27 protein-coding genes are annotated in these 24,828 nt (G+C 71.6%); 14 read left to right on the forward strand and 13 right to left on the reverse strand.

The features are described from left to right. The 4 genes from ABEB28_RS23905 to ABEB28_RS23920 all read left to right on the forward strand — a co-directional run. On the forward strand, positions 1–123 hold a 123-nt coding region (locus ABEB28_RS23905), incomplete at its 5' end, for a LuxR C-terminal-related transcriptional regulator (protein WP_345730564.1). 196 nt (positions 124–319) lie between these two features. Beyond that, positions 320–805, forward strand: coding sequence for a hypothetical protein (locus ABEB28_RS23910; RefSeq protein ID WP_345730425.1), 486 nt, complete (start codon positions 320–322; stop codon positions 803–805). Between the two features lie 49 nt (positions 806–854). Next, positions 855–1,274 (forward strand): BlaI/MecI/CopY family transcriptional regulator, encoded by a 420-nt coding sequence (locus ABEB28_RS23915; RefSeq protein ID WP_345730426.1) that lies wholly within the window; start codon positions 855–857, stop codon positions 1,272–1,274. Then, positions 1,271–2,230 carry a M56 family metallopeptidase gene (locus ABEB28_RS23920; protein ID WP_345730427.1) on the forward strand — a complete coding sequence of 320 codons (960 nt, stop codon included), beginning with the start codon at positions 1,271–1,273 and terminating at the stop codon, positions 2,228–2,230. The genes ABEB28_RS23915 and ABEB28_RS23920 overlap by 4 nt, the downstream gene beginning before the upstream one ends. 12 nt (positions 2,231–2,242) lie before the next feature. Here the strand turns inward: ABEB28_RS23920 and ABEB28_RS23925 are convergent, their stop codons facing one another. Further along, complete coding sequence (locus tag ABEB28_RS23925) at positions 2,243–2,659, reverse strand: pyridoxamine 5'-phosphate oxidase family protein (RefSeq protein ID WP_345730428.1); 417 nt, start codon at positions 2,657–2,659, stop codon at positions 2,243–2,245. A 140-nt stretch (positions 2,660–2,799) separates the two neighbouring features. On the opposite strand from ABEB28_RS23925, the gene ABEB28_RS23930 reads away from it, so the two are divergent. Beyond that, positions 2,800–3,387: an HD domain-containing protein gene (locus ABEB28_RS23930; RefSeq protein WP_345730429.1), complete on the forward strand. Its 588-nt coding sequence runs from the start codon at positions 2,800–2,802 to the stop codon at positions 3,385–3,387. Here ABEB28_RS23930 and ABEB28_RS23935 read toward each other — a convergent pair. Beyond that, positions 3,381–4,760: a type I glutamate--ammonia ligase gene (locus ABEB28_RS23935; protein WP_345730430.1), complete on the reverse strand. Its 1,380-nt coding sequence runs from the start codon at positions 4,758–4,760 to the stop codon at positions 3,381–3,383. The two genes, ABEB28_RS23930 and ABEB28_RS23935, sit on opposite strands and share 7 nt — an antisense overlap. A gap of 155 nt (positions 4,761–4,915) precedes the next feature. Between ABEB28_RS23935 and ABEB28_RS23940 the strand changes: the two genes are divergently transcribed. Next, positions 4,916–5,761 (forward strand): siderophore-interacting protein, encoded by an 846-nt coding sequence (locus ABEB28_RS23940; RefSeq protein ID WP_345730431.1) that lies wholly within the window; start codon positions 4,916–4,918, stop codon positions 5,759–5,761. 124 nt (positions 5,762–5,885) lie between these two features. Here ABEB28_RS23940 and ABEB28_RS23945 read toward each other — a convergent pair whose 3' ends face one another. Further along, positions 5,886–6,626 carry a CAP domain-containing protein gene (locus ABEB28_RS23945; protein ID WP_345730432.1) on the reverse strand — a complete coding sequence of 247 codons (741 nt, stop codon included), beginning with the start codon at positions 6,624–6,626 and terminating at the stop codon, positions 5,886–5,888. 464 nt (positions 6,627–7,090) lie between these two features. Further along, entirely contained in the window at positions 7,091–8,005 is a 915-nt protein-coding gene (locus tag ABEB28_RS23950) for a LysR family transcriptional regulator (protein ID WP_345730433.1), read from the reverse strand. A gap of 72 nt (positions 8,006–8,077) precedes the next feature. On the opposite strand from ABEB28_RS23950, the gene ABEB28_RS23955 reads away from it, so the two are divergent. The 3 genes from ABEB28_RS23955 to ABEB28_RS23965 all read left to right on the forward strand — a co-directional run bounded on the left by ABEB28_RS23955 (position 8,078) and on the right by ABEB28_RS23965 (position 10,961). After that, on the forward strand, positions 8,078–9,013 hold the full coding sequence (locus tag ABEB28_RS23955) for an EamA family transporter (protein ID WP_345730434.1): 936 nt from the start codon (positions 8,078–8,080) through the stop codon (positions 9,011–9,013). Positions 9,014–9,068: 55 nt separating this feature from the next. Beyond that, a complete protein-coding gene (locus ABEB28_RS23960; protein ID WP_345730435.1) occupies positions 9,069–10,031 on the forward strand; it encodes a fumarylacetoacetate hydrolase family protein in 963 nt (320 codons plus the stop codon). A gap of 345 nt (positions 10,032–10,376) precedes the next feature. After that, complete coding sequence (locus ABEB28_RS23965; protein ID WP_345730436.1) at positions 10,377–10,961, forward strand: HD domain-containing protein; 585 nt, start codon at positions 10,377–10,379, stop codon at positions 10,959–10,961. Here ABEB28_RS23965 and ABEB28_RS23970 read toward each other — a convergent pair. Then, a complete protein-coding gene (locus ABEB28_RS23970; RefSeq protein ID WP_345730437.1) occupies positions 10,939–11,388 on the reverse strand; it encodes a PaaI family thioesterase in 450 nt (149 codons plus the stop codon). The two genes, ABEB28_RS23965 and ABEB28_RS23970, sit on opposite strands and share 23 nt — an antisense overlap. A gap of 107 nt (positions 11,389–11,495) precedes the next feature. Between ABEB28_RS23970 and ABEB28_RS23975 the strand changes: the two genes are divergently transcribed. Then, the gene (locus ABEB28_RS23975; RefSeq protein ID WP_345730438.1) at positions 11,496–12,659 is read left to right on the forward strand and encodes a molybdopterin molybdotransferase MoeA; all 1,164 of its coding nucleotides are present in this window, start codon (positions 11,496–11,498) and stop codon (positions 12,657–12,659) included. A gap of 166 nt (positions 12,660–12,825) precedes the next feature. Here ABEB28_RS23975 and ABEB28_RS23980 read toward each other — a convergent pair whose 3' ends face one another. Further along, positions 12,826–13,779 (reverse strand): class I SAM-dependent methyltransferase, encoded by a 954-nt coding sequence (locus ABEB28_RS23980; RefSeq protein WP_345730439.1) that lies wholly within the window; start codon positions 13,777–13,779, stop codon positions 12,826–12,828. An 8-nt stretch (positions 13,780–13,787) separates the two neighbouring features. Next, positions 13,788–14,777, reverse strand: coding sequence for a helix-turn-helix domain-containing protein (locus ABEB28_RS23985; protein ID WP_345730440.1), 990 nt, complete (start codon positions 14,775–14,777; stop codon positions 13,788–13,790). A 70-nt stretch (positions 14,778–14,847) separates the two neighbouring features. On the opposite strand from ABEB28_RS23985, the gene ABEB28_RS23990 reads away from it, so the two are divergent. Next, the gene (locus ABEB28_RS23990; RefSeq protein ID WP_345730441.1) at positions 14,848–16,128 is read left to right on the forward strand and encodes an APC family permease; all 1,281 of its coding nucleotides are present in this window, start codon (positions 14,848–14,850) and stop codon (positions 16,126–16,128) included. A gap of 106 nt (positions 16,129–16,234) precedes the next feature. Beyond that, a complete protein-coding gene (locus ABEB28_RS23995) occupies positions 16,235–16,903 on the forward strand; it encodes an SDR family NAD(P)-dependent oxidoreductase (RefSeq protein WP_345730442.1) in 669 nt (222 codons plus the stop codon). Here the strand turns inward: ABEB28_RS23995 and ABEB28_RS24000 are convergent. Beyond that, entirely contained in the window at positions 16,900–19,194 is a 2,295-nt protein-coding gene (locus ABEB28_RS24000) for a putative bifunctional diguanylate cyclase/phosphodiesterase (RefSeq protein ID WP_345730443.1), read from the reverse strand. The genes ABEB28_RS23995 and ABEB28_RS24000 overlap by 4 nt on opposite strands. A 345-nt stretch (positions 19,195–19,539) precedes the next feature. Continuing rightward, positions 19,540–20,019, reverse strand: a complete 480-nt coding sequence (locus tag ABEB28_RS24005; RefSeq protein ID WP_345730444.1) for a MarR family winged helix-turn-helix transcriptional regulator — start codon at positions 20,017–20,019, stop codon at positions 19,540–19,542. Positions 20,020–20,087: 68 nt separating this feature from the next. Here ABEB28_RS24005 and ABEB28_RS24010 point away from each other — a divergent pair, with 68 nt between their 5' ends. Then, the gene (locus tag ABEB28_RS24010) at positions 20,088–20,738 is read left to right on the forward strand and encodes a maleylpyruvate isomerase family mycothiol-dependent enzyme (protein ID WP_345730445.1); all 651 of its coding nucleotides are present in this window, start codon (positions 20,088–20,090) and stop codon (positions 20,736–20,738) included. Here the strand turns inward: ABEB28_RS24010 and ABEB28_RS24015 are convergent. Genes ABEB28_RS24015 through ABEB28_RS24030 form a run of 4 tightly spaced genes read right to left on the reverse strand, consistent with a single transcriptional unit; the run spans position 20,647 to position 24,223 of the window. Then, on the reverse strand, positions 20,647–21,264 hold the full coding sequence (locus ABEB28_RS24015; protein WP_345730446.1) for a TetR/AcrR family transcriptional regulator: 618 nt from the start codon (positions 21,262–21,264) through the stop codon (positions 20,647–20,649). The two genes, ABEB28_RS24010 and ABEB28_RS24015, sit on opposite strands and share 92 nt — an antisense overlap. Further along, positions 21,257–22,066 carry an alpha/beta fold hydrolase gene (locus tag ABEB28_RS24020; RefSeq protein WP_345730447.1) on the reverse strand — a complete coding sequence of 270 codons (810 nt, stop codon included), beginning with the start codon at positions 22,064–22,066 and terminating at the stop codon, positions 21,257–21,259. Before ABEB28_RS24020 ends, ABEB28_RS24015 begins: the two co-directional genes overlap by 8 nt. A gap of 46 nt (positions 22,067–22,112) precedes the next feature. Continuing rightward, entirely contained in the window at positions 22,113–23,033 is a 921-nt protein-coding gene (locus tag ABEB28_RS24025; RefSeq protein WP_345730448.1) for an RNA polymerase sigma-70 factor, read from the reverse strand. After that, complete coding sequence (locus ABEB28_RS24030) at positions 23,030–24,223, reverse strand: NAD(P)/FAD-dependent oxidoreductase (protein WP_345730449.1); 1,194 nt, start codon at positions 24,221–24,223, stop codon at positions 23,030–23,032. The genes ABEB28_RS24025 and ABEB28_RS24030 overlap by 4 nt, the downstream gene beginning before the upstream one ends. Before the next feature lie 242 nt (positions 24,224–24,465). On the opposite strand from ABEB28_RS24030, the gene ABEB28_RS24035 reads away from it, so the two are divergent. Beyond that, a complete protein-coding gene (locus tag ABEB28_RS24035; RefSeq protein WP_345730450.1) occupies positions 24,466–24,807 on the forward strand; it encodes a DUF1330 domain-containing protein in 342 nt (113 codons plus the stop codon). The last annotated feature ends 21 nt before the right edge of the window (positions 24,808–24,828 follow it).

The raw sequence follows: 24,828 nt of genomic DNA on the forward strand, positions 1-24,828 counted from the left end.
ATCGGCGAGGAGATGTTCCTGGCGGAGAAGACCGTGAAGAACTACGTCTCCAGCCTGCTGGCCAAGCTCGGCCTCGAGCGCCGCACCCAAGCCGCGATCCTCGCGACGAAGCTGCTCAGCTGACCCGAACCTCGGGTCGGCGCGCGGCGGGCGTTGACCACCGCGGCGGGCCGGGAGGGGAGTTTTTCGGCCGCCGCGGTGGGACCCGGTTCGGGTACCTCGGACACGTCTGCGCCCCGGCGTCGGTTCATCGTTTCTCTTAGTTACTACACAGCTTTGTAGTAATAATGGGAGGTAGTTGAACGCTAAAGGAGTTGCCATGGGTCCGACCGAGATCAACGGGCTGCCGGCCCACGTCTTGCTCGTCCACGTCGTCGTCATGCTCATCCCGATCACCGCGTTGCTACTGCTCGCCAGCGCGGTCTGGCCGACCGCCAGGCGGCGCATCGGCGTCGTTCTCCCGGTCGTCGCACTGATCTCGCTGATCAGCGTGCCGATGACCGCCAACGCCGGCGAGTGGCTCGCCGGTCAGATGGGTGGGGGCAGCCCGCTGGTGGGCAGGCATGCGAGCCTCGCCGACCAGCTCCTGCCCTGGACGGTCGGGCTGTTCCTGGTGTCGGTCGCGGTCTGGGCCGTGCACAGGTTCCTGCCGGCCGCACGCACCGGGAACAGCAAGACCGCGCTGACGGTGGGGCTCGCCGTGCTGTCGCTGGTCGTCGCGATCGGGTCGGTGATCACGGTTTACCGGGTCGGTGACTCAGGCGCCAAGGCCGCCTGGGACGGCGTGGTCAGCGCCGCACCCTGACCGGTACTTTCGCACCGAGTGCGCACAGCCGGCGGTGGGAGGTAATGCGGTGGAGGAGCAGCGCGGCCAAGGCCGTCGGTCGAGCGGGTCGCTGGAGCGAGCCGTGCTCGACGTCCTGGCCAACGCGTCGGCGCCGCTCACCGTCCCGGAGGTACGGGATGCTCTCCCCGGAGATCTGGCGTACACCACCGTGCAGACCGCGCTGGTACGCCTGCACGCCAAGGGTGTGTTAGCGCGGGAGCGGAACGGCCGGTCGTACGCGTACCGGCCGGTGGAGACTCCGGAGGCGATCCAGGTGGGTGCTGCGGCCCGCCGGATGCGGAAGATCCTCGACTCCGGTGGTGACCGGCGGGGCGTGCTCGCCCGCTTCGTCGCCGATCTCAGCCCACAGGACGAGGCCCTGCTCGCGGACCTGCTGGCCGCGACCGAGCCCGACGGAGTGCAGCCCGAGCGGGAGGGGAAGCGGTGAACTCCTGGCTACTGGCGGCCGTCCTGCCCTGGGGAGTGGGGGCGGTGGTCGGCCGTGTCGGGCCGCGCCTCGCCCGCCGCGTCCATCCGGCGACCGCGACCTGGTGCTTGACGCTCGTCGCGTTCGGCGTGGCGGCGGCCACCGCGATCGGTGCCGCAGCGGCGGCCGTCGCCCTGGTGCGCCCGGCCCTCTGGGACGCGTCGCTCCCGGCCGAGCTGGGGCTGCACACGCCCGGACGGGTGGCCACGGTCCTGCTGATCGGGTTGCCGGTGCTGGCAGCACTCGCAGCGGGGATCCCGGTCGCTTGGTCGGCGGTGAACGATTTGCTGGCAGCGAAGGCCAGCTGGCGGCGAGCGCGTCCGGTCGACGGCGTCCTGATCGTCGACGACCCCGATCCGGAGGCCTACGCGGTACCGGGCAGGCAAGGGCTCGTCGTTCTGCACACCGGTCTGCTGGCGGCGCTGGCGCCGGTGGAGCAGGAAGTCGTGCTCGCTCACGAGCGTTCCCACCTGGACCGGCGCCACTACGCGCACGTCCTGCTGGTCCGGGTGGCGACCTGGCTGAACCCGACGTTGCGGTCGCTGGCCGCGTCGATCGCCGAGCAGGTGGAGCGGTGGGCCGACGAGGACGCCGCGCGGGCGGTCGGTGATCGCACGGTCGCGGCACGCGCGATCGCGAAGGCCGCGCTGGCCAGGTCGGCGGTCCGGTCGGGACGGCGACCGGTCGCGCGTCGAGAGCCGGTGCTCCGGGCCACGGCGGGGGACGCGACGGCGCGCGCCACCGCGCTGATGTCGCCACCCCTGCCGGCCGGGCGTCCGCTGCTGGTGCTGGTCGCCGCGCTCGCGTTGGCGCTGCCGGTCCACTCGGGCTGGGGTGCGCACGCGGTGGAGAGCGCGTACCAGAAGGCGTGCGAACAGTTCTCGCAGACCGTCCACGGTGACGCTGCCCGGCGCTGACCCGGTCCCCGCTCACGCCAGGCGGCGGCCGGTGACCCGTTCGGCATCGATCCGCAGGAAGTGATCGCGGGCGTCGCTCATCCAGGACTCCAACGGCAGCGCCCGGATCCGGGCCCGTTCGTCCTCGTCGGTCACCTCGGTCACCCGTCCGACGACCGTGACGCTCCACCCCGTCCGGGCCGCCTCGTCGATGCGGTCGGCGTGGAACGCCAGCACGGTGCCGTGGGTCACCCGCGCCAGGGCGGAGCCGCTCGCCACCCGCAGCACGACGCTCGCGCCGTCCACGCGGAAGTTGACCGGCAGGATCTCCGGGAGCGCGCGGAAGCTGAACACGACCTGACCGACCGGCACGCTCGCCAGCAGCGCCAGGCATTCCTCGCGGTCGATCGCGGTGAGTGCCCGGTCCGGGCCGGTGCGGAGCGTATCCATGCGTGAATTGTGGTAGGCCACCGGCGCAGGTTCCCAGGGTCAGAAGTCCCGTATCTTCCCGGGCGAACGGAAGGTGAACGACAGGTGAGCACTGTCTTCGCGGTCAGGCATCTCTCGCCACACGGGGTAACAATTGCCGCATGACCCGAACGGCCTGCGCTTTCGGTGTGGACCATGCGGAAGAGCTGGCGCGCACCCTGCTTCCACCGTCCACGGAGCGCTGGCACCACACCGTCGGGGTCGCCGCCGGTGCGCTGCGGCTGGCCGACACCGTGTCGCCGTCCGACCGTGAGCTGCTCGTCGCGGCTGCCTGGCTGCACGACATCGGGTACGCCGAGGAAGTGCGCGACACCGGTTTCCACCCGCTCGACGGCGCCCGCTATCTCGACCGGTTGGGCTGGCCACACCGCCTGAGCAGCCTTGTCGCCCATCATTCGGGTGCGCGGTTCGTCGCCGAGGCCCGCGGCCTGGCGGCGCAGATGGCGGAGTACCCGGTCGAGGTCTCGCCGGTGTCGGACGCCCTGACCTACGCCGATCAGACGGTCGGGCCGTACGGGCGGTCGTTCACGGTGGAGCAGCGGATCGCGGAGGTGCTGCGTCGGCACGGCGCGGGCTCACCGCAGGCCCGCGCGCACCGGGCGCGCGCGCCCTATCTGCTCGGCGTCGCAAGCCGGGTCGAGCGGGCTCGATTCGCTACCGAGAGTGAGCAGCTGCCGCAGGCTCAGTAGAGCCAGCGGTGACCCTCGATCACGTCCTCGATCGAGCGGTCCTGCGCCCACAGCCAGTCGGACTTCCGCACCGCCCGGAATGCCCCGGCCAACTCCGGCCCGAGCACCTCGGCGATCCGGGTGTTCTCCTGCAGGGCGACCAATTGCTCGTCGGTGGTGATCGGGAGGCGCCGGACCTCCAGGCCGGAGCGTCGGTCCTCGGTCCAGCTCCCGACGTCTTCCTGGATCGGGTCGGGCAGCGCGAGCTTCTCGTCCATTCCGGACAGGCCCGCGCCGATCACCACGGCCAGCGCCAGGTACGGGTTGGCCGACGCGTCCGACGGCGACAGCTCGACGTTCGCGTGCGACGGGCCCAGCATCGTGGTGGACGGCAGGTAGCGCAGCGGCGCCTCGCGGTTGCCGACGCCCCAGAACGCGTACGCCCCGGCGAACGCGCTCGGCCGTAGCCGGGTCAGCGACGGGACGCTCGGCGCGGTGATCGCCGCGATGGCCGGCAAGTCCCGCAGCAGGCCGGCGAGGTAGCTCGCCCCCTCGGTGGACAGCCCGTGCGGCCCGTCGCCGCTCATCAGGTTTTCGTTGCGCCGCCAGACCGAGCTGTGCAGCCGCCAGACGTTGCCGATACCGGCGACGTCGACGACCGGCGCGAAGCTCGCACACAGGCCCTGTGACCGCGCGGCCGCGTGAATGGTCTGACGCGCCAGCATCTGCCGATCGGCGGCGCTGACCGGGTCGGTCGCGGTGATCGTCACCTTCAGCCGGGACGCCCCGTGCTCGGCGTGCAGCTGTCCCACCGGGATGCCGTCGGCGGCCAGGTCGCCGAGGAGTTGCGCAGCGAACTCGTCGACGTGGAGGAGGGCGGTCGGGCTGTAGGCAGGGCCGCGGTGAGCGGGTGACAGCTGGGCGTCCTTGCCGAGGTAGAACTCCAGCTCGTAGCCGGCGCGGATGGTCAGCCCGGCCTCCCTGGCCCGCTCCATCTGCCGCTCCAGGACCGATCGCTGATCGTAGGGGGTGGGCGTCCCGTCGGCGCCGAGTTGACGACCGGGCGCCCACGCGAACGCGGGCTGGCCCTTCAGCCGGACCAGTCGGTCGATGACCGGGACCAATCGGACCTCGCCGGACGGTGTGGACAGCCCTTCGTGGGCGAACGTCGTGCCGTCGTGCGAGTCGAGCACGGGGAAGAGTGACGTGATGCCGACGCCGTACGCGGCGGCGCTCGCCAGCTGGTCGATCGGCACGGTCTGCGAGCGCGGAATGCCGTTGTTGTCGGCCCAGACGGTCGTGACGCCGATGACGCCGGCGTTCGCCAGTTCTTCGGCAGCACGCGCCCAGAGCTCCTCCGGGGTCGAAATGGCCGGTGCAGTGCTGAGGGCCATGCTCACTCCTCGCGGGGTGTCGCCGCTAACGCCACAAAAAGGCGGTTACCGGACGAATCATGGCAGTCAAGCTAAGTGTGAGCAATGAGTTGGTGCCAGAGGCAACCTTTTGGGGGTTAGGCTGCCCTTAGTTGAAGCGAGAGAAGAGGATTCGGATGACCCAGCCCGGCCGGAAGCGTGTGGCCCGATCGGCGACGGTGCTGCGCACCGAGCAGCTCACCCCGCATCTGATCCGCGTTGTCCTCGGTGGCGACGGCTTGGCCGACTTCCCGGCGGGTGCGTTCACCGATCACTACGTGAAGCTGTTGTTCCTGCGGGACGACGTCGAGTACCCGGAGCCGTTCGACCTGGAGGTAGTCCGCGAGACGCTGCCGCGGGAGGGCTGGCCGCGGGTCCGCACCTACACCGTGCGCAGCTGGGACGCCGAGACCGGTGAGCTGACGATCGACTTCGTCTACCACGGGGACGAGGGCATCGCCGGGCCGTGGGCGGCAGCGGCGAAGCCGGGAGACATCCTCCGGTTCCAGGGCCCCGGTGGGGCGTACGCGCCGAGCGAGGAGGCCGACTGGCACCTCCTGGTCGGTGACGAGGCGGCGCTGCCGGCGATCGCGGCGTCGCTGGAGCGGGTGCCCGCCGGTAAGACCGCCCACGTGTTCGTGGAGGTGGCGGGGCCCGAGGAGGAACTCAAGCTCCCGACCGAGGCGGACGCGCGGATCACATGGGTCCACCGTGGCGACCGCGTCGTCGGCGAAGCCCTCGTGCAGGCCGTCCGGGACCTCGAGTTCCCGCCGGGGTCGGTGCACGCGTTCGTCCACGGGGAGGCGGCGTTCGTGAAGGAGCTGCGCAAGCTGCTCCGGGTCGAGCGCGAGATCCCACGCGAGCAGCTCTCGATCTCCGGGTACTGGCGCCTCGGCCGCGACGAGGACGGCTGGCAGTCCTCGAAGGGCGAGTGGAATGCCGCCGTCGAAGCCGAAGAGTCCACCTTGTTGGCGGCCCGCTGAGAACGACGCTGACAGACGAGCGCGAGGCCTTGAGTATGACCGAATACGCGGCGGCCTCGCGCTCGACTGCCGGCCCCGCCCTCAGCGGGCTCCACCGCCGTTGTAAGTGCAAAGCTGGCGGCGGTTACTTCTTGGCTAGGACGATCGCGGCGATCGGGACGTTGCGGGAGTCGCGGCGGAAGTCGGCGCCGAGGGACGTGTAGCCGCACTTCAACGGCGTTTTTGCCACGACGCGCACGGTGATCGGCAGGGCGTCGTCGGCGGCTGCGGGCGGCGGCGCCCCGAGCGTCGCGGCGTCCGTCGGCGTCTCCGCGCCGAGCACGATCGCCTGCACGACGGTCGAGCCGGTGAACCCCGCCGCCTTCGCCCGGGACTTCGGGTTGTCGCCGTCGGGACCGGTGACCGTGAGGTAGCCGGTCTCCACCATCGTGTCCATGTGCGCCCGTGCGGCAGCCACCAATCGCGGCTCGATCGCGACCGACTCGCAGCCCAGGTCGTCGAGCGACCGGTTGACCGTCGCGACCACGGCGCGGTTCACCTCGTCGACGGCCGTCGACGAGGACGGCGACGGCGCGCTGGACGTCCTCTCCGGAGCGGCGGTGCCGCCCGGAGCGGCTGGAGCCGGTGATCCTCCCGGCACCGCGCCGTTCGTCGGCAAGCCGGGCGAGCCGGTCGCCTGCGAGTGCAGTGGCGGGCTGTCCTGGCTGCTGTAGCGGTCGAGTTCGCTGGTGAGCAGCGCGCCGAGGACCAGCACCAGCGCGACGAAGCCGGACGCGATCGTGCCGAGGCCGCTGAACCGGCGTCGGGCTCCCGCATACAGGTCGGGCCGCGTGGATCGTGTCCTGGGAAAGGCCGGTTCGGACACCGCGCGCTCCTCTCTCACCGGACGAGGGCCGGCCGGATGGCGGTTTGCCGGAGGCGGGCGCCGACGCCCCGTTGCGCGACGCGGGATTCGAATTCATGCCATTGGTGAATGGGCAATTCTTTTCGTAGTCCGGATGAGTAAAACTGTGGGTGGGTGCGCACTGACGGTCGGCATTCCGTGTTTCGGACGGATCGGTGCACATCTTCGTTCGGCGGGGTATCCGGCCAGTTCAGGGCCGGTGCGGCGGTAAGGCTGGTGGTCACGCGCACTCCGGTGGATCGAGCCGATATGACGCGCCAACGCAAGGGCCCCGACGGCGTGCGTGTCGCGCTTGGAATCACGGGCCGCGACGTGACCGGGTTCACTGTTGAGTGGGATTCCCGGAAAATTGCGCGCTGAGTTCGTCGAACGAATACGCAATTAACGGATCGCGTCCGCACGAATGCGCGCCGCACCCGCGAGCCTCACCCGGGCGCCGGGGTCGTCCCGGCCGCGTGAGCGGCGCGCAGCGCTGCCCGGACCGCGGTGATCGCCGGATGGTGCCCGCTGCCCACCCGGGCCGCGGTGTAGATCTGCCGGTACACCCGCCCGCCGGGGAGGTCGCGAACCGCTACCGGCGGCGAGCTGCCCTGCCACACCAGATCGGGGAGCAGGGCGACCCCGTGACCGGTCTCCACCAGCCGGGCGTTGAGCAGCATGTCCGCCGACTCGTGCAGGATGTCCGGCTCGAACCCCGCCGCGCGGCAGAGCGTCGTCACCCAGCGGCGCGCGGGCTTCGTCGGCGGCTCGACGATCCACGGCTGGTCGGCCAGTTGCGCCAGATCGGTGATGTCCCGGTGCGCCAGCGCGGGCGGTAGCGCGAGCCGCAGCGGGTCCGGCCCGACCTCCTCCCGGTCGAGGCCGGTCAGTAAAGGTTGCGGCTGGCCGGGGAACTCCTCGGCCACGGCCAGGTCGTAGTCACGGGCCTGCAGTGCCGGCATCGACACGTCCGGGTCGACCTGGCTCAGCTCGACGCGGAGACCCGGATAAGCCCTGCGGACGTGATCGAGCATGGTCGGCATCAGGCTGAGTGCGACGGTCTGGAAACAGGCGACCCGGACCGTTCCGGTGACGTCGCTCAACGAGGCGGCGACCTCCGCCTCGGCCAGCTCCAGGCGTTCCAGTACGACCTCGGCGTGGCCGACCAGGATCTGCGCCTGGGCGGTGAGCCGGACGCCCCGCCCCACCTTCTCCAGCAGGGGCGTCCCCACTTCACGCTCCAGGACGGCCAGCTGCTGGGAGACCGCGGACGGGCTGTAGCGGAGTGCGGTGGCCGCTGCGGCGAGGCTGCCCCGGAGGTAGACCTCGCGCAATAGCCGGAGACGGTGCAGGTCAAGCATCAGTTCAGCTTACGATTATCGTCCAGAAAATTGAGCTTTTCTGAATCGGCTGGCCGAGGCAGGCTGGATGCCGTGCGTTTCGTTCCCTTCTTCGCGGTTCTGGGGTCAGTGACCTCCCTCCAACTCGGCGCGTCTCTGGCCAGCGTGCTGTTCCCGGTGATCGGGGCGGCCGGTGCATCGGCGCTGCGGCTGACGCTCTCGGCGCTGGTGCTGGTCGCGCTGACCAGACCTCGGGTCCGATCCTGGACGCGAGGCCAGTGGCGGTCGGTGGTGCTGCTCGGGATCGCGCTGGCCGGCATGAACGGGGCGTTCTACGAGGCGGTGAGCCGCATCCCGCTCGGTGCGGCGGTGACGCTGGAGTTCCTCGGGCCGCTGGCACTGGCGACCGTCCTGTCCCGGCGCCTCCGCGACCTGCTGTGGGTGGCGCTGGCGCTGACCGGGGTCGTCGTGCTCGGTATCGAGGGGTTCGAGCAGCCGCTCACGGTCGCCGGTGTGGCATGGGCACTGGTCGCGGCCGCGTTCTGGGCGGGGTACATCCTCGCGGGTGCCCGCGTGGCCTCCGCCGACGTGGGGATGAGCGGGCTGGCGGTGGCGAGCGTCGTCGCGGGGCTGTTGACGCTGCCCATCGGGATCGTGTCGGCGGGTACCGCGCTGTTGTCGTGGCCGGTGCTGGGCATCGCCGTGGGTATGGCCGTACTGGCCTCGGTGATCCCGTACTCGCTGGAGCTGTTCGCGCTGGGCCGGATGCCGAAGAAGTCGTTCAGCGTCCTGCTGGCGCTCGAACCCGCGGTGGCGGCGATGGCCGGTGCGGCACTGCTGGGGCAGGCCGTGGGAGTGGGAGCGGTCCTGGCGATCACGCTGGTGATCGTCGCCGCGGTGGGCGCGACGCTCACCTCTCCGCCGCGCGCGACGCCCGAGGAACCGGTGCTCCCGGAGTTCGCAGAGGTGACAACGGGTGACCGGCCGAAAGCGGTAACGGCACCGACTACTACGCTCCAACCTTGTTGACGTCCGTCGTCCCGGGCCGATGCCGTCCGGGGTGACTCTCTGCGAGGAGGGGACCGTGTCGTTCCCGACCCATGCCGGCGAGTTCGCACTCGGTACGTTCGCCCAGGTAGGAGGCCGCCCGTTCCCCGGCCTGGTCGCCCACGGGCGGGTGCGGGACGTCTCCGCGCTCGCTCCCACGACCCGCGACCTGCTCGCCGACTGGGACTCCGCGCTCACCGCGCTGCGCCGACTGGCCGCCGATCCCCGCGGGAACTGGCTGGGCGGCGACACGGTGCGCGTGTTGCCGCCGCTCGAGCCCGGCCAGATCCTGCAGAGCGGCGCGAACTATCGACAGCACGTGATCGACCTGGTCGCCGCGGAGCGGGAGTCGGTGCACGGCGCGTCTCCGGAGGAGGCGCGAGCGGACGCGGCCGCGATGATGGACGCCCGGGCGGAGAGCGGAACGCCGTACCTGTTCCTGGGCTCCACCCGCGCGATGTGCGGGGCGTACGACGACATCGTGCTGCCGCGGGAAGGCGAGCAGCACGACTGGGAGCTTGAGCTCGCGGCGGTGATCGGGAGGGCAGGCAAGCGGATCCCGAGGGCGGACGCGATGGATCACGTCGCCGGCTACACGATCTGCAACGACCTGACCACGCGAGACCGGCTCTACCGGCCGGACCTGAAGGCGATCGGCACGGACTGGTTCGTCGCGAAGAACGCGATGACTTTCCTGCCCACGGGTCCGTTCCTGGTACCGGCGGAGTTCGTCGGCGATCCGATGCAGCTGCAGATCATGTTGCGGCACAACGACGTCGTTCGGCAGGACGAGTCGACCAAGGACATGATCTTCGACGTCGCGCGGCTGATCGAGTACGCGTCGACCGTCACCGAGCTGCGGCCGGGCGATCTGCTGCTCACCGGCTCGCCGGCCGGCAACGGCGCGCACTGGGGAGTGTTCCTGCAGCCCGGCGACGTCCTGGAGTGCACGATCACCGGCCTCGGTGCGCAGCGCAACGTCTGCGTCGCCGAGGATTGAGCACGGAGATTTTCGCCGGTTGAGGGACGGAATGCACCCATCTTGGGTTGCATGATCGACCCTCTGCGACGGTGTACGACAGTAGCCATGGGGATGCACGCGTTTCTCGGCTGTCCGGACCCGCGATGCGACTACGCGGTCCGGTTTCATGCGCCCGACCTCCTGTCGCCACCGGAGTCGCTGGTCCGGGCGTGGGCCCGCCTGCTCCAGGACGAACACCCACTCCATCCGCGTGCGCTTCCCCGTCGCCGGAGCCAGACGGTGCCGGTCATACCCGCACCCTGAGCGTCCGCGGACGCGAATTACTCTGCCGAAGAGGTACTCGCGAGCGGGAGGTCCGGAGTGGTGACGACACGGTCAGATCTCGTCGCGGCCGCGCGCGAGCTCGCCGGTGAGCTGCTCGGGTTCGACTCCGAGCGGTGGCGCCACACCGCTGGTGTCGCGGAGCGGGCGGCCGAACTCGCCCCGGCGGTTCCCGCCGATGACCTGGAGTTACTGGTCGCCGGTGCGTGGCTGCACGACATCGGCTACGCGTCGACGCTGCGCGTCACCGGGTTCCACCCCCTGGACGGCGCCGACGGCCTCCGGGACCGAGGGTGGGAGCCCCGACTGTGCGCACTCGTCGCCCACCACTCCGGCGCGCGGTTCGTCGCGGAGGACCGCGGGTTGGGCGAGGAACTCCATCGGTACGCCGAGGAGCGGTCGGCGCTGGCCGACGCTCTCACCTACGCCGACCAGACCGTCGGCCCCGACGGCCGGCGGATGGCGTTCGAGGACCGGATCGTCGACATGCTCCGGCGGCACGGCCCCAACTCGCCGAACGCGCGGGTTCATCCCCGTCGCGGCCCGTACCTCGCCGCGATCGCCGGCCGCGTCCGCACCCGCCTCGCGGTGGACGGCGCACCGCCTACCGGCGAAGTACCCAGCTGAACGTCGCCCTGCTCACGACCGTGCCGTCCGCCGCGCGCGCCTCGGCCGTCGTCTCCAGGGCCAGCTTCCGGCCGTCGCCGTCCACCAGCGCGCGCAGCTTCGCCCGCTGTTCCACAGTCAACGACGACGTTCCGGTCAGGACGCCTCGGGCCGGCGCCAGGAAGTCCAGCGACACCGAGCGAGCGACAGTGGTCACCGTCGCCAGGTGGTCCTCGGTCAGGTGGCCGAGGACGGCGCCGAGCGCCGCGGCGTCGAGGAGGCCCAGCAGGGGGCCGGCCTGCACGGCGCCGTACGGGTTGCGGAGGCGTGCGTCGTCCGGCAGCTCGACCTCCGCGCCGTTCGGGTCGATCGTGCGTACTCGGAGACCGATCAGGGCGTTGGCCGGGACGTCTTCCAGGGCCTTCGCGGCCCACGCAAACGGCGTCACCAGCCCAGCTCAACACGCTCAGCGGGCCGCCGGGTGAACAGGGATGGACACCTCGATGCGCGTCTGGCCGCATGCTGTAGACACTGATCGATCGGGATGAGGTGGACGTGACGCACGCGGAGGCGCGCACGGTGACCGGATGGAGCGCGGCCCGCGCACTCGCGCGCACGCTCGCCGAGCCGGTCGACGTCGAGAGCGTGCCGCTCGCGCTCGCCGCCGGACGGGTACTCGCCGCGGACGTTCGTTCCCGTACCCGCGTGCCCGGCTTCGACACCGCGGCGATGGACGGGTACGCCGTGGCCGGTCCGGGGCCGTGGCGAGTGACCGGCCGGGTTCTCGCCGGAGCCGCGGCGCCGGGTGTCGTCGAGCCGGGAACCGCGGTCGAGATCGCGACCGGCGCGCCGGTGCCGGACGGCTCCGATGCGGTGGTGCCGTACGAGGACGTTCGCTGCGGTGAGGGCCTGGTGGAGGCGCCTCCTCCCCGGCGGATCCACATCCGTCGAGCCGGCGAGGATCTCCGGCCCGGGGACGTGCTCGCGACCGCCGGGCGGGACGTGACCTCGCCGCTGGTCGGGCTGCTCGCGCAGGGCGGTACCGACGTGGTTCCGGTCCGGCGCCGCCCGTCCGTTCGGCTGGTGGTCACCGGCGACGAGGTCGTGCAGGCCGGGCTGCCCGGCGCCGGTCAGGTGCGGGACGCGCTCGGGCCGCTCGTCATCGCGCTGGCGGAGCGGGCCGGAGCGTCCACTCCGGAGCTCGTCCCGGTGCCGGACGACCGGGACCGGCTACGCGCCACCCTGATCGCCGACGGAGCCGACGTCCTCGTCGTGACCGGCTCGTCGTCGGTCGGGCGCGCCGACCACCTGCACGCGGTGCTGGCCGACCTGGACGCGGTCCGGCACGTCGACGGGGTGGCTTGTCGGCCCGGCCATCCGCAGCTGCTGGCCCGGCTGCCGGACGGCCGCTGGGTGGTCGGGCTGCCCGGCAACCCGTTCGCGGGCCTGGTCGGCTGCGTCACGCTGCTGGCTCCGCTGCTGGATGGGCTGCTCGGCCGCGTCGAGCGGCCTCCGGTCCGGGTTCGGCTGGCCGGTGATGCCCAGCCGCCGGGGGCGGTGACCCGCCTGCTTCCGGTGCGGGTCACCGACGGTGCTGCCGTTCCGGTGGCGGACGCCGGACCGGCGCGGTTGCGGGCGGCAGCCGACGCCGACGGCGTGGCAGTGCTGGAGCCGGGCTGGCAGCCCGATTCCCCCGTCGAGGTACTGCACTTCCCGTGAGCCCGGGGGGCCACCTCCCGGCCGCGCCGCCCCACGGAGGCGAGTTTCGGGAAGGCCGCCGTTCCCGCGCCGCCCAGGGGCGGGTTTTCGGGAAGGCCACCGCTGGGCCGCTGCCCGGGGGCGGATTTTCGGGAAAATGACCGCGCCTGGCGCGCGGACGGGCGGCTCAGGTGCGGGTCGCGACGGCTAGGAAGCGCTCGGCGGCGTCCTCGTAGCGGTCGAGTCGCCAGCCGGTGTCCGCGGTGGACGCCCGCAACGGCGCCTCGGCGAGCGGCTCGTCCGGGCGCAGCGACCGGCCGTGGCGCGCGGCGAGCGCTGCCCGCCCGGTCGAGTGGAAGAGTACGAGCCGGCCTCCGGGACGGGTGATCCGTGCGAGTTCGCGGAGCCCGGCGTCCGGATCGGGCAGGTGCATGAGGAGTCCGGCGGCGAAGACGCCGTCGGCGGACGCATCCGCGAACGGGAGGCGGCAGGCGTCGGCCAGCACCAGCGACGCGTGCTCGGTGACGCTGCGGGCCCGGGCCTCGGCGAGCATCTCCGGCGTGAGGTCGAGACCCACGACGACGCCGTCCGGGCCGACCGCGGAGCGCAGAGAGGGCAGCGCACGTCCGGTACCGCACCCGACGTCGACCAGCAGCCCGCCCGGCCGAAACCCGGCTTCGGCGACCGCGACGGCGTACGCGGGCAGGTCGTCGCCGAATCGGCGGTCCCAGGTCGACGCCTTCGCCGCGAAGAACGCGCGCGACTCGGTCAGGTGCCAGCGATCGGACGTGGACAACCGGTCCGCGACCCGCCGGATCACCGGCCACGCCGGGTCACGCAGATCAACGACGATGTCGGCGTCCTCGGCGCGGTCGGCCCCGGGCGGCCCGCCGCGCAGCCGAACCACCACGTCCGCCGCTGCCAGGAGCCCCGCCCCGCCGGCCTCCACATCGGCCGACCCACCGACCAGCACGTCGGCCGCGCTCGTCACCGCCGCCAGCCGCTCGGCGAACACCTCGGCGCCGACGCCGCCGACGACCACGGTGGCCCCGGCGGGCACCACCTCGGACAGGCAGCGCAGCACCGCACTCCAGCGCTGCTGCTGAGTCTCGGTCAGCGCGGCCCACTCGGCATCGACCATGGGCACCATCATGCCGGTGTCCGGCGCACCTCCCGGCCGCCCCGGGCTCGGTAGCGGAACACGTGCCGGTAGGTCTGCGGCGACACCTCGACCAGGCGCTGGAAGTGGTGCCGGAAGTTCGCGGGCGTTCCGAATCCGGCCAGTCGGGCGATCCGCTCGACCGGTTCGTCGGTGGTCTCCAGCAGCTCCTGGGCCCGGCGGACCCGCTGCTCGACCAGCCACTGCAGCGGCGTGGCGCCGAGCGTCGTCCGGAAGCGCCTGGCGAACGTCGTCGGGCTCAGGTGGGCCTGCCGGGCCAGGTCGGCGACGGTGAGTGGCTGGTCGAGTCGCTCCTCGGCCCAGGCCAGCACCGGACCGAGGTCGTCGGGCTTGCGGGCGGCGATCGGCGTCGGGTGCTGGGCCTGGCTGCCCTGCCTGGGCGGCGGGACCACCATCCGTCGGGCCACCTCGGCGGCCACCGCCGATCCGTAATCACGCCGGACGATGTGCAGGCAGAGGTCGATGGCCGCGGCTGTGCCCGCACTGGTCAGCAGGTTGCCGTCGTCGACGTAGAGCACGGTCGGATCCACCTGGACCCGGGGGAACCGGTGCGCGAAGTCCAGCGCGTTCATCCAGTGGGCGGTCGCCCGGCGGCCGTCGAGGAGACCGGCGGCGGCGAGCACGTACGCACCGGCGCAGAACGACACGATCCGCTTCCCGTCCCGGTGCGCGCGGCGCAAGGCGTCCAGCAGCGGCTCCGGCGGAGCGAGCTGGGTCGTCCGGTGGACGCCCGGCACCAGCACGGTGTCGGCCGCCACCAGGTCGTCGAGGTCGTACTTGGTGTCGACGGACAGCCCGGCCGCCGTCCGCAGCGGTCCCGGCTCCGCGGCGCAGAGGCGCAGCTCGTACCAGGGGTCGACGAGATCACTGCGGTCCAGTCCGAAGACCTCGCACGCCACCGCAAGCTCGAAAACGGGCAGGGAGTCGGTCACCGCCACTGCTACGACGTGCGGGCCCATGGCAGAAATTTAGCGCAGTCCGCTGCTAATCGTCCTGGTCGCGATAACGGCATCCCCCGAGGGTTGCGGCATGACCGGAAAAGGCAGGCTCTCCCTCGCCCACGGCACCGCGCTGTACGTCGGCGCGGTCCTCGGCACCGGCGTCATCGCCCTGCCGGCGCTGGCGGCCGAGGTCTCCGGCCCGGCGTCGCTACTGGCCTGGCTGTTGCTCGTAGTTGCGTCGGCGCCGCTGGCCGCTGCGTTCGCCGCGCTCGGCGCGCGGTACCCGGACGCGGGTGGAGTCTCGACCTACGCCCGGCTGGCGTTCGGCGCGCGGGCCGCCACCATCGTCGGCTGGTGCTTCTACTTCGCGGTGCCGCCGGGCGCTTCGGCCGCGGCGCTGTTCGCCGGCGCCTACGTCGAGGCGGCGATCGGGGGCGGTACCACCACGATTGCGATCACCGCGGTGGTGATGATCGTGGGGATCGGCGGAACCAACGCGTTCGGGGTCCAGCTGTCCGGGCGCGTGCAGTTCGGCCTCTCCGTGCTGCTCGTGACGTTCCTGCTGGTCGCCGTCGTGCTGGCGATCCCGCACCTGGAGTCGGCGAACCTACGTCCGTTCGCGCCGCACGGCTGGACCGCGATCGGGCCGACCGCCGCGCTACTGGTCTGGAGCTTCGTCGGCTGGGAGGCGATCACCCACCTCACCGCGGAGTTCCGTCGACCGGCCCGCGACCTGCCCCGGGCCACCGCGGCGGCCGTCGTCATCGTCGGCGTGCTCTACCTCGCGGTCGCGTTCGCGGTGGTCGGCGTGCTCGGGCCGGCCGCCGGAGCGTCCACCGCACCGCTCGGCGAGGTGCTGGCCGCTGCGCTCGGCGGAAACGCCCGGGTGTTGGCGGCGGTCGCGGCGGTGCTCCTGACGTTCGGCGCGATCAACGCCTACTTCGCCGGTGCGGCGAAGCTCGGCGCCGCACTCGGGCGGGACGGGGCGCTGCCGCCCTGGATCGCGCAGGGCAGCCGCGCGGGTGAGGTCCCTCGGCGCAGCCTGGGCGTTTTGGTCGCCGGCGTCCTGGTGGCGCTCGCCGGAACCCTCGCCGCCGGAATCGGTCCCCGACCGCTGGTGCTGGTCACCACCGGACTGTTCGTCACGGTGTACGCGGTCGGCGTCGCGGCTGCCGTGAAGCTCCTGCCGACCGGCGGCCGCGCCTGGCTCACCGCGGTGGCCGCGCTCGGCATCGTCCTGGTGCTCACCGCGTTGACCGGCCGTTACCTGGCCTGGGCCGCCGTGGTCACGGCCGGTGCGCTGCTCTACGTCCGCCTACGCCCGAGTAACGAAGCGGAAGCCGAACCGGAGAAAGCACCGCAAACGTAGACCGGCAGGATTGCCGACGCGAAGGGTGCCCTCACTCGCCGAGACTTCCACCGGGCCGCCAGGGGCGGCCCGGTGGCTTGTTCGCCTGGCCGGAGGAGACGGGGAGATGACGACGGTCGGCGTCCGGGCGGTACTGGTGACCGGAGCCGGATCGCCGACCGGGAGAGCCGTGGTCGCCGCGCTGGCCGATCAGGGTCACCAGGTGTGCGCGGCCGACTCCGATTCGGACGTCGTCCAGGCGCTCGTCGACGGTGTCGGACCCGGTGTAGTGCTCGGTGTGGCCGGTAGCGGACGCGACCCCGATCACCAGGACGATGCCGTGGACTACGCGCTCGAGGCGTTCGAGCGTATCGACGGGCTGGTCAACGTCGTCTCGACCGACCGGCACGGGCCGATGGGGGTGCCGTCCGGCTGGATCTACCGAGTCCAGCTCGCGTGGATGGCCGAGCGGGGCGGCAGCATCACGAACGTCTACCCGGTCGACGGTACGAACCTGGACGCGATCGCCGCTCTGGTGAGCGTCTCGACCCGGGAGATCGCGATGCGCCTCGGTCCGCGGACCCGGGTGACCTCGGTGGTGGCGCCGATCGACGCGGAGGGGCCGGGTGCGCAGGTCCGGGGCTTGCGTGCGTTACCGACCCGGCGATCGTCCGAGCTGGCCGCTCTGGTGCTGCACCTGCTGTCCTCCGCGACGTCCGAGTTCACCGGACGGACGCTGGTCGCGCGGCCCAGCGGGGGGTGGAGTGCGGTGGACGGAGATCCAGTTTCGTTCTAGGCGGGCTGGTTCTGCGGGGCCAGCGTCGCGCTGATCACGTCGGCCGGCGCCGGCCTGCCGTAGTGGAAACCCTGTCCGAGGTCGCAGCCGAGCCGCTTCAGCACCGAGGCCTGCGCCGGGGTCTCGACGCCCTCCACGACCGTGCCCAGCCCCAGGCCACGAGCCAGCTCCACGATCGCCCGGACCAGCGCCACCTGCTGCGGGTCCTCGGTCTGCTCGCACGGCACGAACGCGCGGTCGATCTTGATCGCGTCGATCGGGAGCGTCCGCAGGTAGGCCAGCGACGAGAAGCCGGTACCGAAGTCGTCGATCGCCACCACGACGCCGGCCGCGCGCAGCTCGTTGAGGTGCGCGATCGCCCGGGTCCGCTGGGTACCGGCGCCGACCAGCACGCTCTCGGTGATCTCCAGGGAGAGGGCCGCTGCCGGCAGTCCGCTGTCGGTGAGCGCGCGCCGGACGACGCCGGCGAAGTCGGCCTCGCGCAGCTGGTGCACGGAGACGTTCACCGCCAGGCGCGTGCCGTGGTCACGGTGCCAGGGTGCGGCGTCCCGACAGGCCTGCCGCAGCACCCAGGTACCCAGCGCGACGATCAGCCCGCTGTCCTCGGCGACCGGGATGAACTGGTCCGGGCTGACCGAGCAGTCGTCGGTCTCCCAGCGGGCCAGCGCCTCGACCGTCACCCACCGGTCGTTCTCGAAGTCGACGACCGGCTGGTAATGCACCGAGAGCTGGTCGTGCTCCAGCGCGTCGCGCAGCCGGTCGACCATGCGAGCCTGAGCCAAATGTCTGGTCCGCAGCTGCGAGTCGTAGCAGACCAACTGGTCCCGACCGGCCGCCTTGGCGGCGTACAGCGCGAGGTCGGTGTCGCTGAGCACCCGAGCGGTACCGGTGTCGGTGTCCAGCGCGCGCAACCCGACGCTCGCGGCGGTGTAGAGCTGGTACGGGCCGACCTGGAACGGACGGCGGAGCGCGGCGAGGATCGCTTGCGCGCACCGCACGCTCTCCTGGTGACCGCTCTGCCGTAGCAGGACCGCGAACTCGTCACCGCCGAGCCGGGCCAGCGTGTGCGGCGCGGGCACGAGCCGCTGTACCCGCTCGCTGATCGCCACCAGCAACTCGTCGCCGACCTCGTGCCCGTACCGGTCGTTGACGTCCTTGAACCCGTCCAGGTCGAACAGCAGCAGGGTGCCCGGCTCACCGCTGACGAGCGCCTCGTCGACGCACTCGCCGAACAGCGTGCGGTTCGGGAGGTCGGTGAGCGGGTCATGGGTGGCCTGGTGGCTCAGAACCTTCCGGAGCGTGACCTGCTCGGTCAGCGCGACCTCGAGCGCCTCGGTGCGGGTGTCCAGCGCGGTGGCGCGCTGTTCGGCGACCCGCGCGTAGGCGGTCAGCCGGAAGACCAGGAGGACGGCGGTCACCGTGGTGGCGGCCAGCGGCACGGCGACGTCCAACGCGTTGATCTCGTAGCCGCGGTGCAGCTCGCGCAGCAGCGAGAGCGCGGTCGCGATCGGCCCGACGAGGATCAGCAGCACGTAACCACGGGCCATCACACCGCGGCTGGGCCGCTCGGCGGGTAGCGGGTCGAGGGCTGCCGAGGGGTGGAGTGCGGCGGTCGCGAGCAGGACGGTCGCGACCAGCCAGCCGTACATCGACGGTTTGACGCCCGCCGTCGCACCGTTGTCCATGCGGGCGGCCATCGCGATCGTGTCGCCGGCGAGCAGCGTGACCAGCGCGACGATCGTGAGCAGGCCGGACGGCGTCCGGGTGCCTGCGGTGAGCACTCGACGAGCGGTGGTGGTCACCATCAACAGCCCGAGCAGCGGCAACAGCGACGCGGTGACCGCGACGACGGCGTCGAGCTCGAACGCGTCCAGCACCGGGTCGATGACACCGGACCAGGTCAGGACGACGATCGTGCACGCGAGGATGCCGACCTCGGTCATGCTCGTGAGCTTCGTCCGGTGCCGCCCGTGCAGCGGCAGGATCCCGAGCGCGAGCGCGAGCAGCAGGTAGACCACCAGGTACATCCAGTCGATGACCAGGGTCGGCAGTCCGGGACCCAGATCGAGCAGGTTGTGGGCGCGCTGGACCAGCTTCGCCGCGGTCAGCAGCGACACCGCGCCGAGAACGATCATCCAGTTCAGACGGTGCGGCGGAGGGTTGAGCCGGATACCTGCGGCGAGGGCGACGAGCGTCCCGACTTCGACGAAAGTGCACGCTAGCGGCGCGATGTTCGAGGGGGCAGCGTTCAGCGCGACCACGGCGGCTGCGCCGCCGATCAACGACCACAACCACCAACGGGGCGACGCTCTTCCGCGCCGCCCCTTCGGTCTAGGAAGCGGAACGGAGCGCGAGCCGTGCTCCGGTAACTGGTCGATCGGGACGTCGTTCGGATCGGTTTCCTCCGCGCGCGCATCACCAGCGCGCGGCGCGTGCTTGCCCACGAGTGACGCCAAGACCAATCACACCCCCGGCAACGCCAGTGTCCGGTCGCCCCACCAGGTGACAACCATGGCATCACCGCGCTGTGTCCGCGCGCTGAATGCGAGCAGCGGTCACAATCAGGAGGCCGATATGGACAGACGGGTTGTTGTGGGTCGGCTGTGTGGCCCCTGTTAGGGGTCAGACGTGCCATCTCATCGGGTGGCGCGTGAGTGTCGTAGGCCGGTAAGGCCGTCGGAGGTGGCCGGGTCGCCGAGGATGCGGTCGAGGGCGGTGTGCAGGCCGTCGAGCGTGTCTCGGCCGAGGGTTTCCGCCAGGTACGTCTCGATCTCCGCGACCACCTCGAACGCAGTCTCCAGCGCCGTCCGGCCGGCCTCGGTGAACTGGATCAGCTTCGCGCGCCGGTCGGCCGGGTCGGGGAGGCGCTGGAGGTAGCCGAGCCGCTCCAAGCTGTCGACCAACTCGCCCATCGCCTGCGGCGTCATCTGCGCCTTCTCGGCCAGGCGGGTGAGTCGGATGCCGTCGAGGTCCATGTTGATCAGGACCGCCGCGTACGCCGGGCGAGTGCGGGGATCGAACTCGTGCATCGCGTCGTTGATGACCGCGGCCAGCCGAAGATACGCCTGGTAGAGCAGCGCGGTCGTATTGCGCCCGCTCGGCTCGGGGTTGTTCACGGCCCCACCGTACCCCTATCCTCAGGAAGCCTTATCTTCAGGCTTCCTTAGTGAATTCGAGGTGCGGCATGGAGCCGACCGAGGTGTGGCGGGCGATCGACGTCCAGCGCGACGAGTTGGCCGACCTGCTGGAGGCGCTGTCGCCCGACGAGTGGGAGCACCCGTCGCTCTGCCCGGGGTGGCGGGTGCGGGACGTAGCCGCCCACCTGACGATGGCGGCCAACGCGAGCGGGGCGGAGGTGCTCTGGGAGATCGTGCGAGCCCGTGGCGATTTCAACCGGATGATCCAGGACTCGGCCGTCCGGCGCGCCCGACGTCCGACCGCGGAGATCGTCGCGACCGTGCGCGCCACCGTCGGCTCCCGGCGGCTCGCACCGCGCACCACGGTCTACGAGCCGCTGCTCGACCTGCTCGTCCACCAGCAAGACATCGTCCGACCGCTGGGGCGGCGCCGGGACATGCCGCTCGCCGAGGCGCAGGCTGCGGCCACGCGGGTCTGGGAGATGGGGTTCCCGTTCGGCGCTCGGCACCGGTTGGCCGGTACCCGGCTGATCGCGACCGACGTGGACTGGACGGTCGGTGAGGGAGCGGAGGTCTGCGGTCCGATCGCCGCGCTCCTGCTGACGCTCAGCGGGCGGACGGTGGCGCTGTCGGAGCTGACCGGTCCGGGGCTGGATCGACTGCGGGCCACGAGCGGAACGCCGCGTCCAGCGCCGTGACCAGCTGGGCGAAAGAACGGTCGACGTCCTGCGGCATGCCGAAGCCGCCGCCGGTCTCCAGTGAGACGAAACCGTGCAGTGCGCTGCGGAGCGCGCGGGTCGCGTGGATTGCGTCCTCGCCGGTGAGGCCGTAACCGGCGAGGACGGCGACGATCGTGCCGACCGCGCGATCGCCGGCGCGCACGTGGGCGGGATCGTTCGGGTCGGGCACCCGCTGAGTCGCCGGGTAGCGGCCCGGGTGTTCACGGGCGTAGGCGCGGTAGGCGTCGGCCAGGGCGAGAACGGCGTCGGTACCCGAGCGCCCGACCGCAGCGGCGGCGAGCGCGCCCGCCAGTTCTTCGGTGGCGAGCGCGGACACCTGCTGGTGCAGCGCGTCCAGCCCTTTGACGTGTTTGTAGAGGCTGGGCAGCGCGACACCGAGGCGCTGTGCGACCAGAGCCAGCGTCAGCCGGTCGAGCCCCACCTCGTCGGCGAGCCGCGCGGCCTCGGCGACGACGATCGCCGGGGTCAGACCGGCTCTAGGCACCGGCGTGCGCCCGCTGGGCGAAGGCCTGGACCGCCGGAGCGACCTGGTCGGGGTACTCAGCCATCGGGTAGTGGCCGGCGTTCGGCACGACGATCAGCTCGCCGCCGAGCGCGTCGGCCACGAACCGGCCCTCCGCGGCCGCGTCCGCCCAGTCGCGGTCCTTCTCTCCCATGAGGACCAGCGTGGGGGTGTGCACCTCGGTCAGCCGCGCCTCGACCGGCGCGTGGCTGGTGCGTGTCGTGCGGACGAAGGACCGCCAGTGGCCGCCGCGGCGCATGCTCGCCGCGATCGAGGCCAGGTGCTGGTCGAGGTCGGCCGGCGGGTTCCCCGGGTAGAGCGACTTGTAATACGCCTTCCAGGCCGCCGGACCCCACGGCTTGACCAGCAAAACCTTCATCAGGACGCTCAGCACCGGGTTGATCTTCGGATCGCGGACGAACGCGCCGAGCAGAACCAGTCCGGCGACGGCGTCCGGCTCCTCGGCGGCGGCCCAGGTCGCGGCCGCGGCGCCCATCGAGTTACCGACGAGGAGCGCCGGCCCACCGCCGAGGTGCTCGACCAGCGCTAGGACGTCCGAGCCGGCGGCCACGTCGTCGTAGGCGGGGAAGTTGTCGTCGCTGTCGCCGTGGCCGCGGAGGTCGACAGTGGCCACCCGGAAGCCCGCGGCCGCCAAGCGCGGTGCGAGGAAACGGTAGGTGGAGCGCAGGTCTCCCATGCCGGGGACGCAGACCACCAGCGGGCCTTCCCCCTGCACGTCGTAGGCGATCCGGCCGGGGCCGCGGTCGAGGTAGCTAATCTCCATAGCTAGAAAGCTAAGGTCATTAGCTAACTCCGTCAAGGGCTAGGTTTCAGCGCGTTCCCACGTCGTGAGCGGCACCGTCGGCGATGGCGCGCAACTTGTCGGGGTTGGCGACGTTGTGGATCGTCGTGATGCGGCCGTCGGCGTCGATGCCGAAGGTGACGGTCGCGACCACCCGGCCCGCCCCGCGGAAGACCAGGCCGAGCCCGCCGTTGATCTCGACCAGTTCGACGCTCATGTCGGCCGGCTCGATGCCCTGGTAACTGACGCTCCCGATGGCTGCGAACCAGGTGGCGACCGTGGACGCGCCGACGACCGGCCGCATCGCCTGCCGCACCTTGCCGCCGCCGTCGGTCCACAGCGTGACGTCGGGGGAGAGCAGCTCCATCAGGCCGTTGAGGTCGCCACCGGTCGCGGCGGCGAAGAATCGCTCGGTGACCGCCCGCTGCTGGGCCTTGTCCGCACTGAAGCGCGGCCGTCGCGCCTGCACGTGCTCGCGAGCCCGGTGTGTCGCCTGCCGCACCGCGGCTTCGGAGCGTTCCACCGCCGCGGCGATCTCTGCGTAGCTGAATCCGAAGACCTCCTTCAGCACGAACACCGCACGCTCGAGCGGGCTCAGCGTCTCCAGCACCACCAACATCGCCATCGAGACGGACTCGGCGGCGGTCACGGAGTCGGCGGTGTCGCTGCTCGTCAGGATGGGTTCAGGGAGCCACGGGCCGACGTAGGTCTCGCGCTGGTACCGGGTGGAGCGCAGGCGTTCCAGGGCGACGTTCGAGACGATCCGCGTGAGGTAGGACTTCGGCTCGGCGACCTGCGCGCGATCTGCTGCCGACCATTTGATCCAGGCGTCCTGCACCGCGTCCTCGGCGTCAGCCGCGGTGCCGAGGATGCGGTACGCCACCGAGAACAGCAGATTGCGGTGCTGGTTGAACACCTGCTGGTCGGGTTCGGGCGAGGGCTTCGTCATCGAGCGACCTGGCGTCGGGTGAAGCGGCCACCGCGGGGCCAGAACGCGCCGGAGGTCGGCATCTTCTTCATGCGGCCGTAGGTCGGCCACGGGGAGGCTGTCACCGTTTCCTTGTACCTGGCCGCCAGCCGGCCGGTGAGACAGAGGCGCCGAGGGCTGTCGTCCGGGCGGGTGAACTGCACGACGGCGTCATGGCGGCCGAGGCTCACCGGCGTGTGGTAGTAGCCGAAGCGGAACGGCTTGGGCTGCTTGCCCTGCAGCGAACGGACGATCGACACCGCCGCGTGAACACCGGTCGGCATGCCGCTCTGGCACGTCCCGTGCAGTACGCCGTAGCGCTGCTGGATCGCGGCCGCGTCTCCCACGGCGTACACGTCGGGGTGCGACACCGACCGCAGCGTGGGGTCGGTGACGATGCGGCCCCGCTCGTCGACGGTGAATCCGGCGGCGGTCGCCAGCGGCGACACCCGCGTACCGCTGGTCCACAACACCGCGTCGACAGCGATGCTCTCGCCGCCCACCAGCTCGACCGCATCCGGCAGCACCTTCGTCACCTCGGCACCGCTGCGCACCTCGACGCCGAGCCGCAGCAGCGCGGACCGCACGTACGCCTTCGCCTTCGGATTCATGGCCGCGCCCGGTTCGCTCCGGCCCACCAGCACGACGTTCAGCTGCGGATACTGCTCGGCGAGCTCCGCCGCCGACTCGATGCCGGTCAGCCCGCTACCGGCGACCACGACCGTGCCGCTGCGGAGCTGCGCCAGCCGGCTGGCGAGCGATTCGGCGTCGCGGGCGCTGCTCAGCGTGTAGGCGTAGTCCTCGACCCCTGGCACGGACGCAGTGTCGGCGACGCTGCCCAGCCCGTACACCAGCGTGTCGTAGTGCAGGACCCGGTCGTCGTCGATCCGCACGGACTTCGCGTCGGCGTCCACCGCCGTCACCCAGCCGGGCACGAACCGCGCGCCGGTGCCCTCCAGCAACTGCGGAATGTTCAGGTCGGCGACGTGCTGCCCGGTCGCTGTCATCGGCAGCCGCAGCCGCTCCGTGAATCGCTCCTCGGCGTTCACCACTGTCACCGTGACGTCGGCGCGCTCCTTGACCCGAGCCGCCAGCTGTACCGCGGCGGCCAGGCCCGCGTAGCCCGCCCCCAGGACCAGGAGCCGATGTGCGGTCGTGCGCTGCTCGTTCATTGTTCTGCCTCTCGCTCTCTCCAGGCCGTTCCGACGCCCAGGAGATGGGAGCTGCGCGGCGGTCCGTGACATGGAGCCGGTGTGACCTGCGGCACAGACCTGCGACGGAACGTGCAGGCCATTACCCGGCGGGTAATCGACGCGCGGTGGCGGCGCGGCGAGGCTGGGCTCGTACCGGTCGTTCGGAGCCCACCGAGTGGCTGACAGGCGGACCGGTGCAGCTACGTCACCGAGGAGGACCGATGCCGGCTTACGCGTTAGCGCACCTTTACGAGCTCTCGAACCACCCGGACGTGTTCGAGTACATCGAGCGGATCCAGTCCACGTTGGATCCCCACGGCGGCCGGTTCGTCGTGCACGGCGTCATGCCGGAGGTGGCGGAGGGGGAGTGGCCGGGGACGGTCGTGATCATCGAGTTCCCGGATCTGGAGAAGGCGCGGGCCTGGTACCAGTCGCCCGCCTACCAGGAGATCCTGCCGATGCGGACCGATCACATCCCGGGTGCGGCGATCCTGGTCGACGGCGTCGGCCCGAACTACGACGCGTCCGCCACGGCAGCCCGTCTCCGCGCCGCCACAGCTTGACCCCGCTGATTTACGCCAAAA

Origin of the sequence: Cryptosporangium minutisporangium (assembly GCF_039536245.1) — a bacterium.
GTDB lineage: Bacteria > Actinomycetota > Actinomycetes > Mycobacteriales > Cryptosporangiaceae > Cryptosporangium > Cryptosporangium minutisporangium.

Coding starts and splice junctions, on each gene's coding strand:
- ABEB28_RS23910 (WP_345730425.1), top strand. CDS start 320: ATGGGTCCGACCGAGATCAACGGGCTGCCGGCCCACGTCTTGCTCGTC.
- ABEB28_RS23925 (WP_345730428.1), bottom strand. CDS start 2,659: ATGGATACGCTCCGCACCGGCCCGGACCGGGCACTCACCGCGATCGAC.
- ABEB28_RS23930 (WP_345730429.1), top strand. CDS start 2,800: ATGACCCGAACGGCCTGCGCTTTCGGTGTGGACCATGCGGAAGAGCTG.
- ABEB28_RS23935 (WP_345730430.1), bottom strand. CDS start 4,760: ATGGCCCTCAGCACTGCACCGGCCATTTCGACCCCGGAGGAGCTCTGG.
- ABEB28_RS23940 (WP_345730431.1), top strand. CDS start 4,916: ATGACCCAGCCCGGCCGGAAGCGTGTGGCCCGATCGGCGACGGTGCTG.
- ABEB28_RS23950 (WP_345730433.1), bottom strand. CDS start 8,005: ATGCTTGACCTGCACCGTCTCCGGCTATTGCGCGAGGTCTACCTCCGG.
- ABEB28_RS23980 (WP_345730439.1), bottom strand. CDS start 13,779: ATGGTCGATGCCGAGTGGGCCGCGCTGACCGAGACTCAGCAGCAGCGC.
- ABEB28_RS23985 (WP_345730440.1), bottom strand. CDS start 14,777: ATGGGCCCGCACGTCGTAGCAGTGGCGGTGACCGACTCCCTGCCCGTT.
- ABEB28_RS23990 (WP_345730441.1), top strand. CDS start 14,848: ATGACCGGAAAAGGCAGGCTCTCCCTCGCCCACGGCACCGCGCTGTAC.
- ABEB28_RS23995 (WP_345730442.1), top strand. CDS start 16,235: ATGACGACGGTCGGCGTCCGGGCGGTACTGGTGACCGGAGCCGGATCG.
- ABEB28_RS24010 (WP_345730445.1), top strand. CDS start 20,088: ATGGAGCCGACCGAGGTGTGGCGGGCGATCGACGTCCAGCGCGACGAG.
- ABEB28_RS24020 (WP_345730447.1), bottom strand. CDS start 22,066: ATGGAGATTAGCTACCTCGACCGCGGCCCCGGCCGGATCGCCTACGAC.
- ABEB28_RS24025 (WP_345730448.1), bottom strand. CDS start 23,033: ATGACGAAGCCCTCGCCCGAACCCGACCAGCAGGTGTTCAACCAGCAC.
- ABEB28_RS24030 (WP_345730449.1), bottom strand. CDS start 24,223: ATGAACGAGCAGCGCACGACCGCACATCGGCTCCTGGTCCTGGGGGCG.
- ABEB28_RS24035 (WP_345730450.1), top strand. CDS start 24,466: ATGCCGGCTTACGCGTTAGCGCACCTTTACGAGCTCTCGAACCACCCG.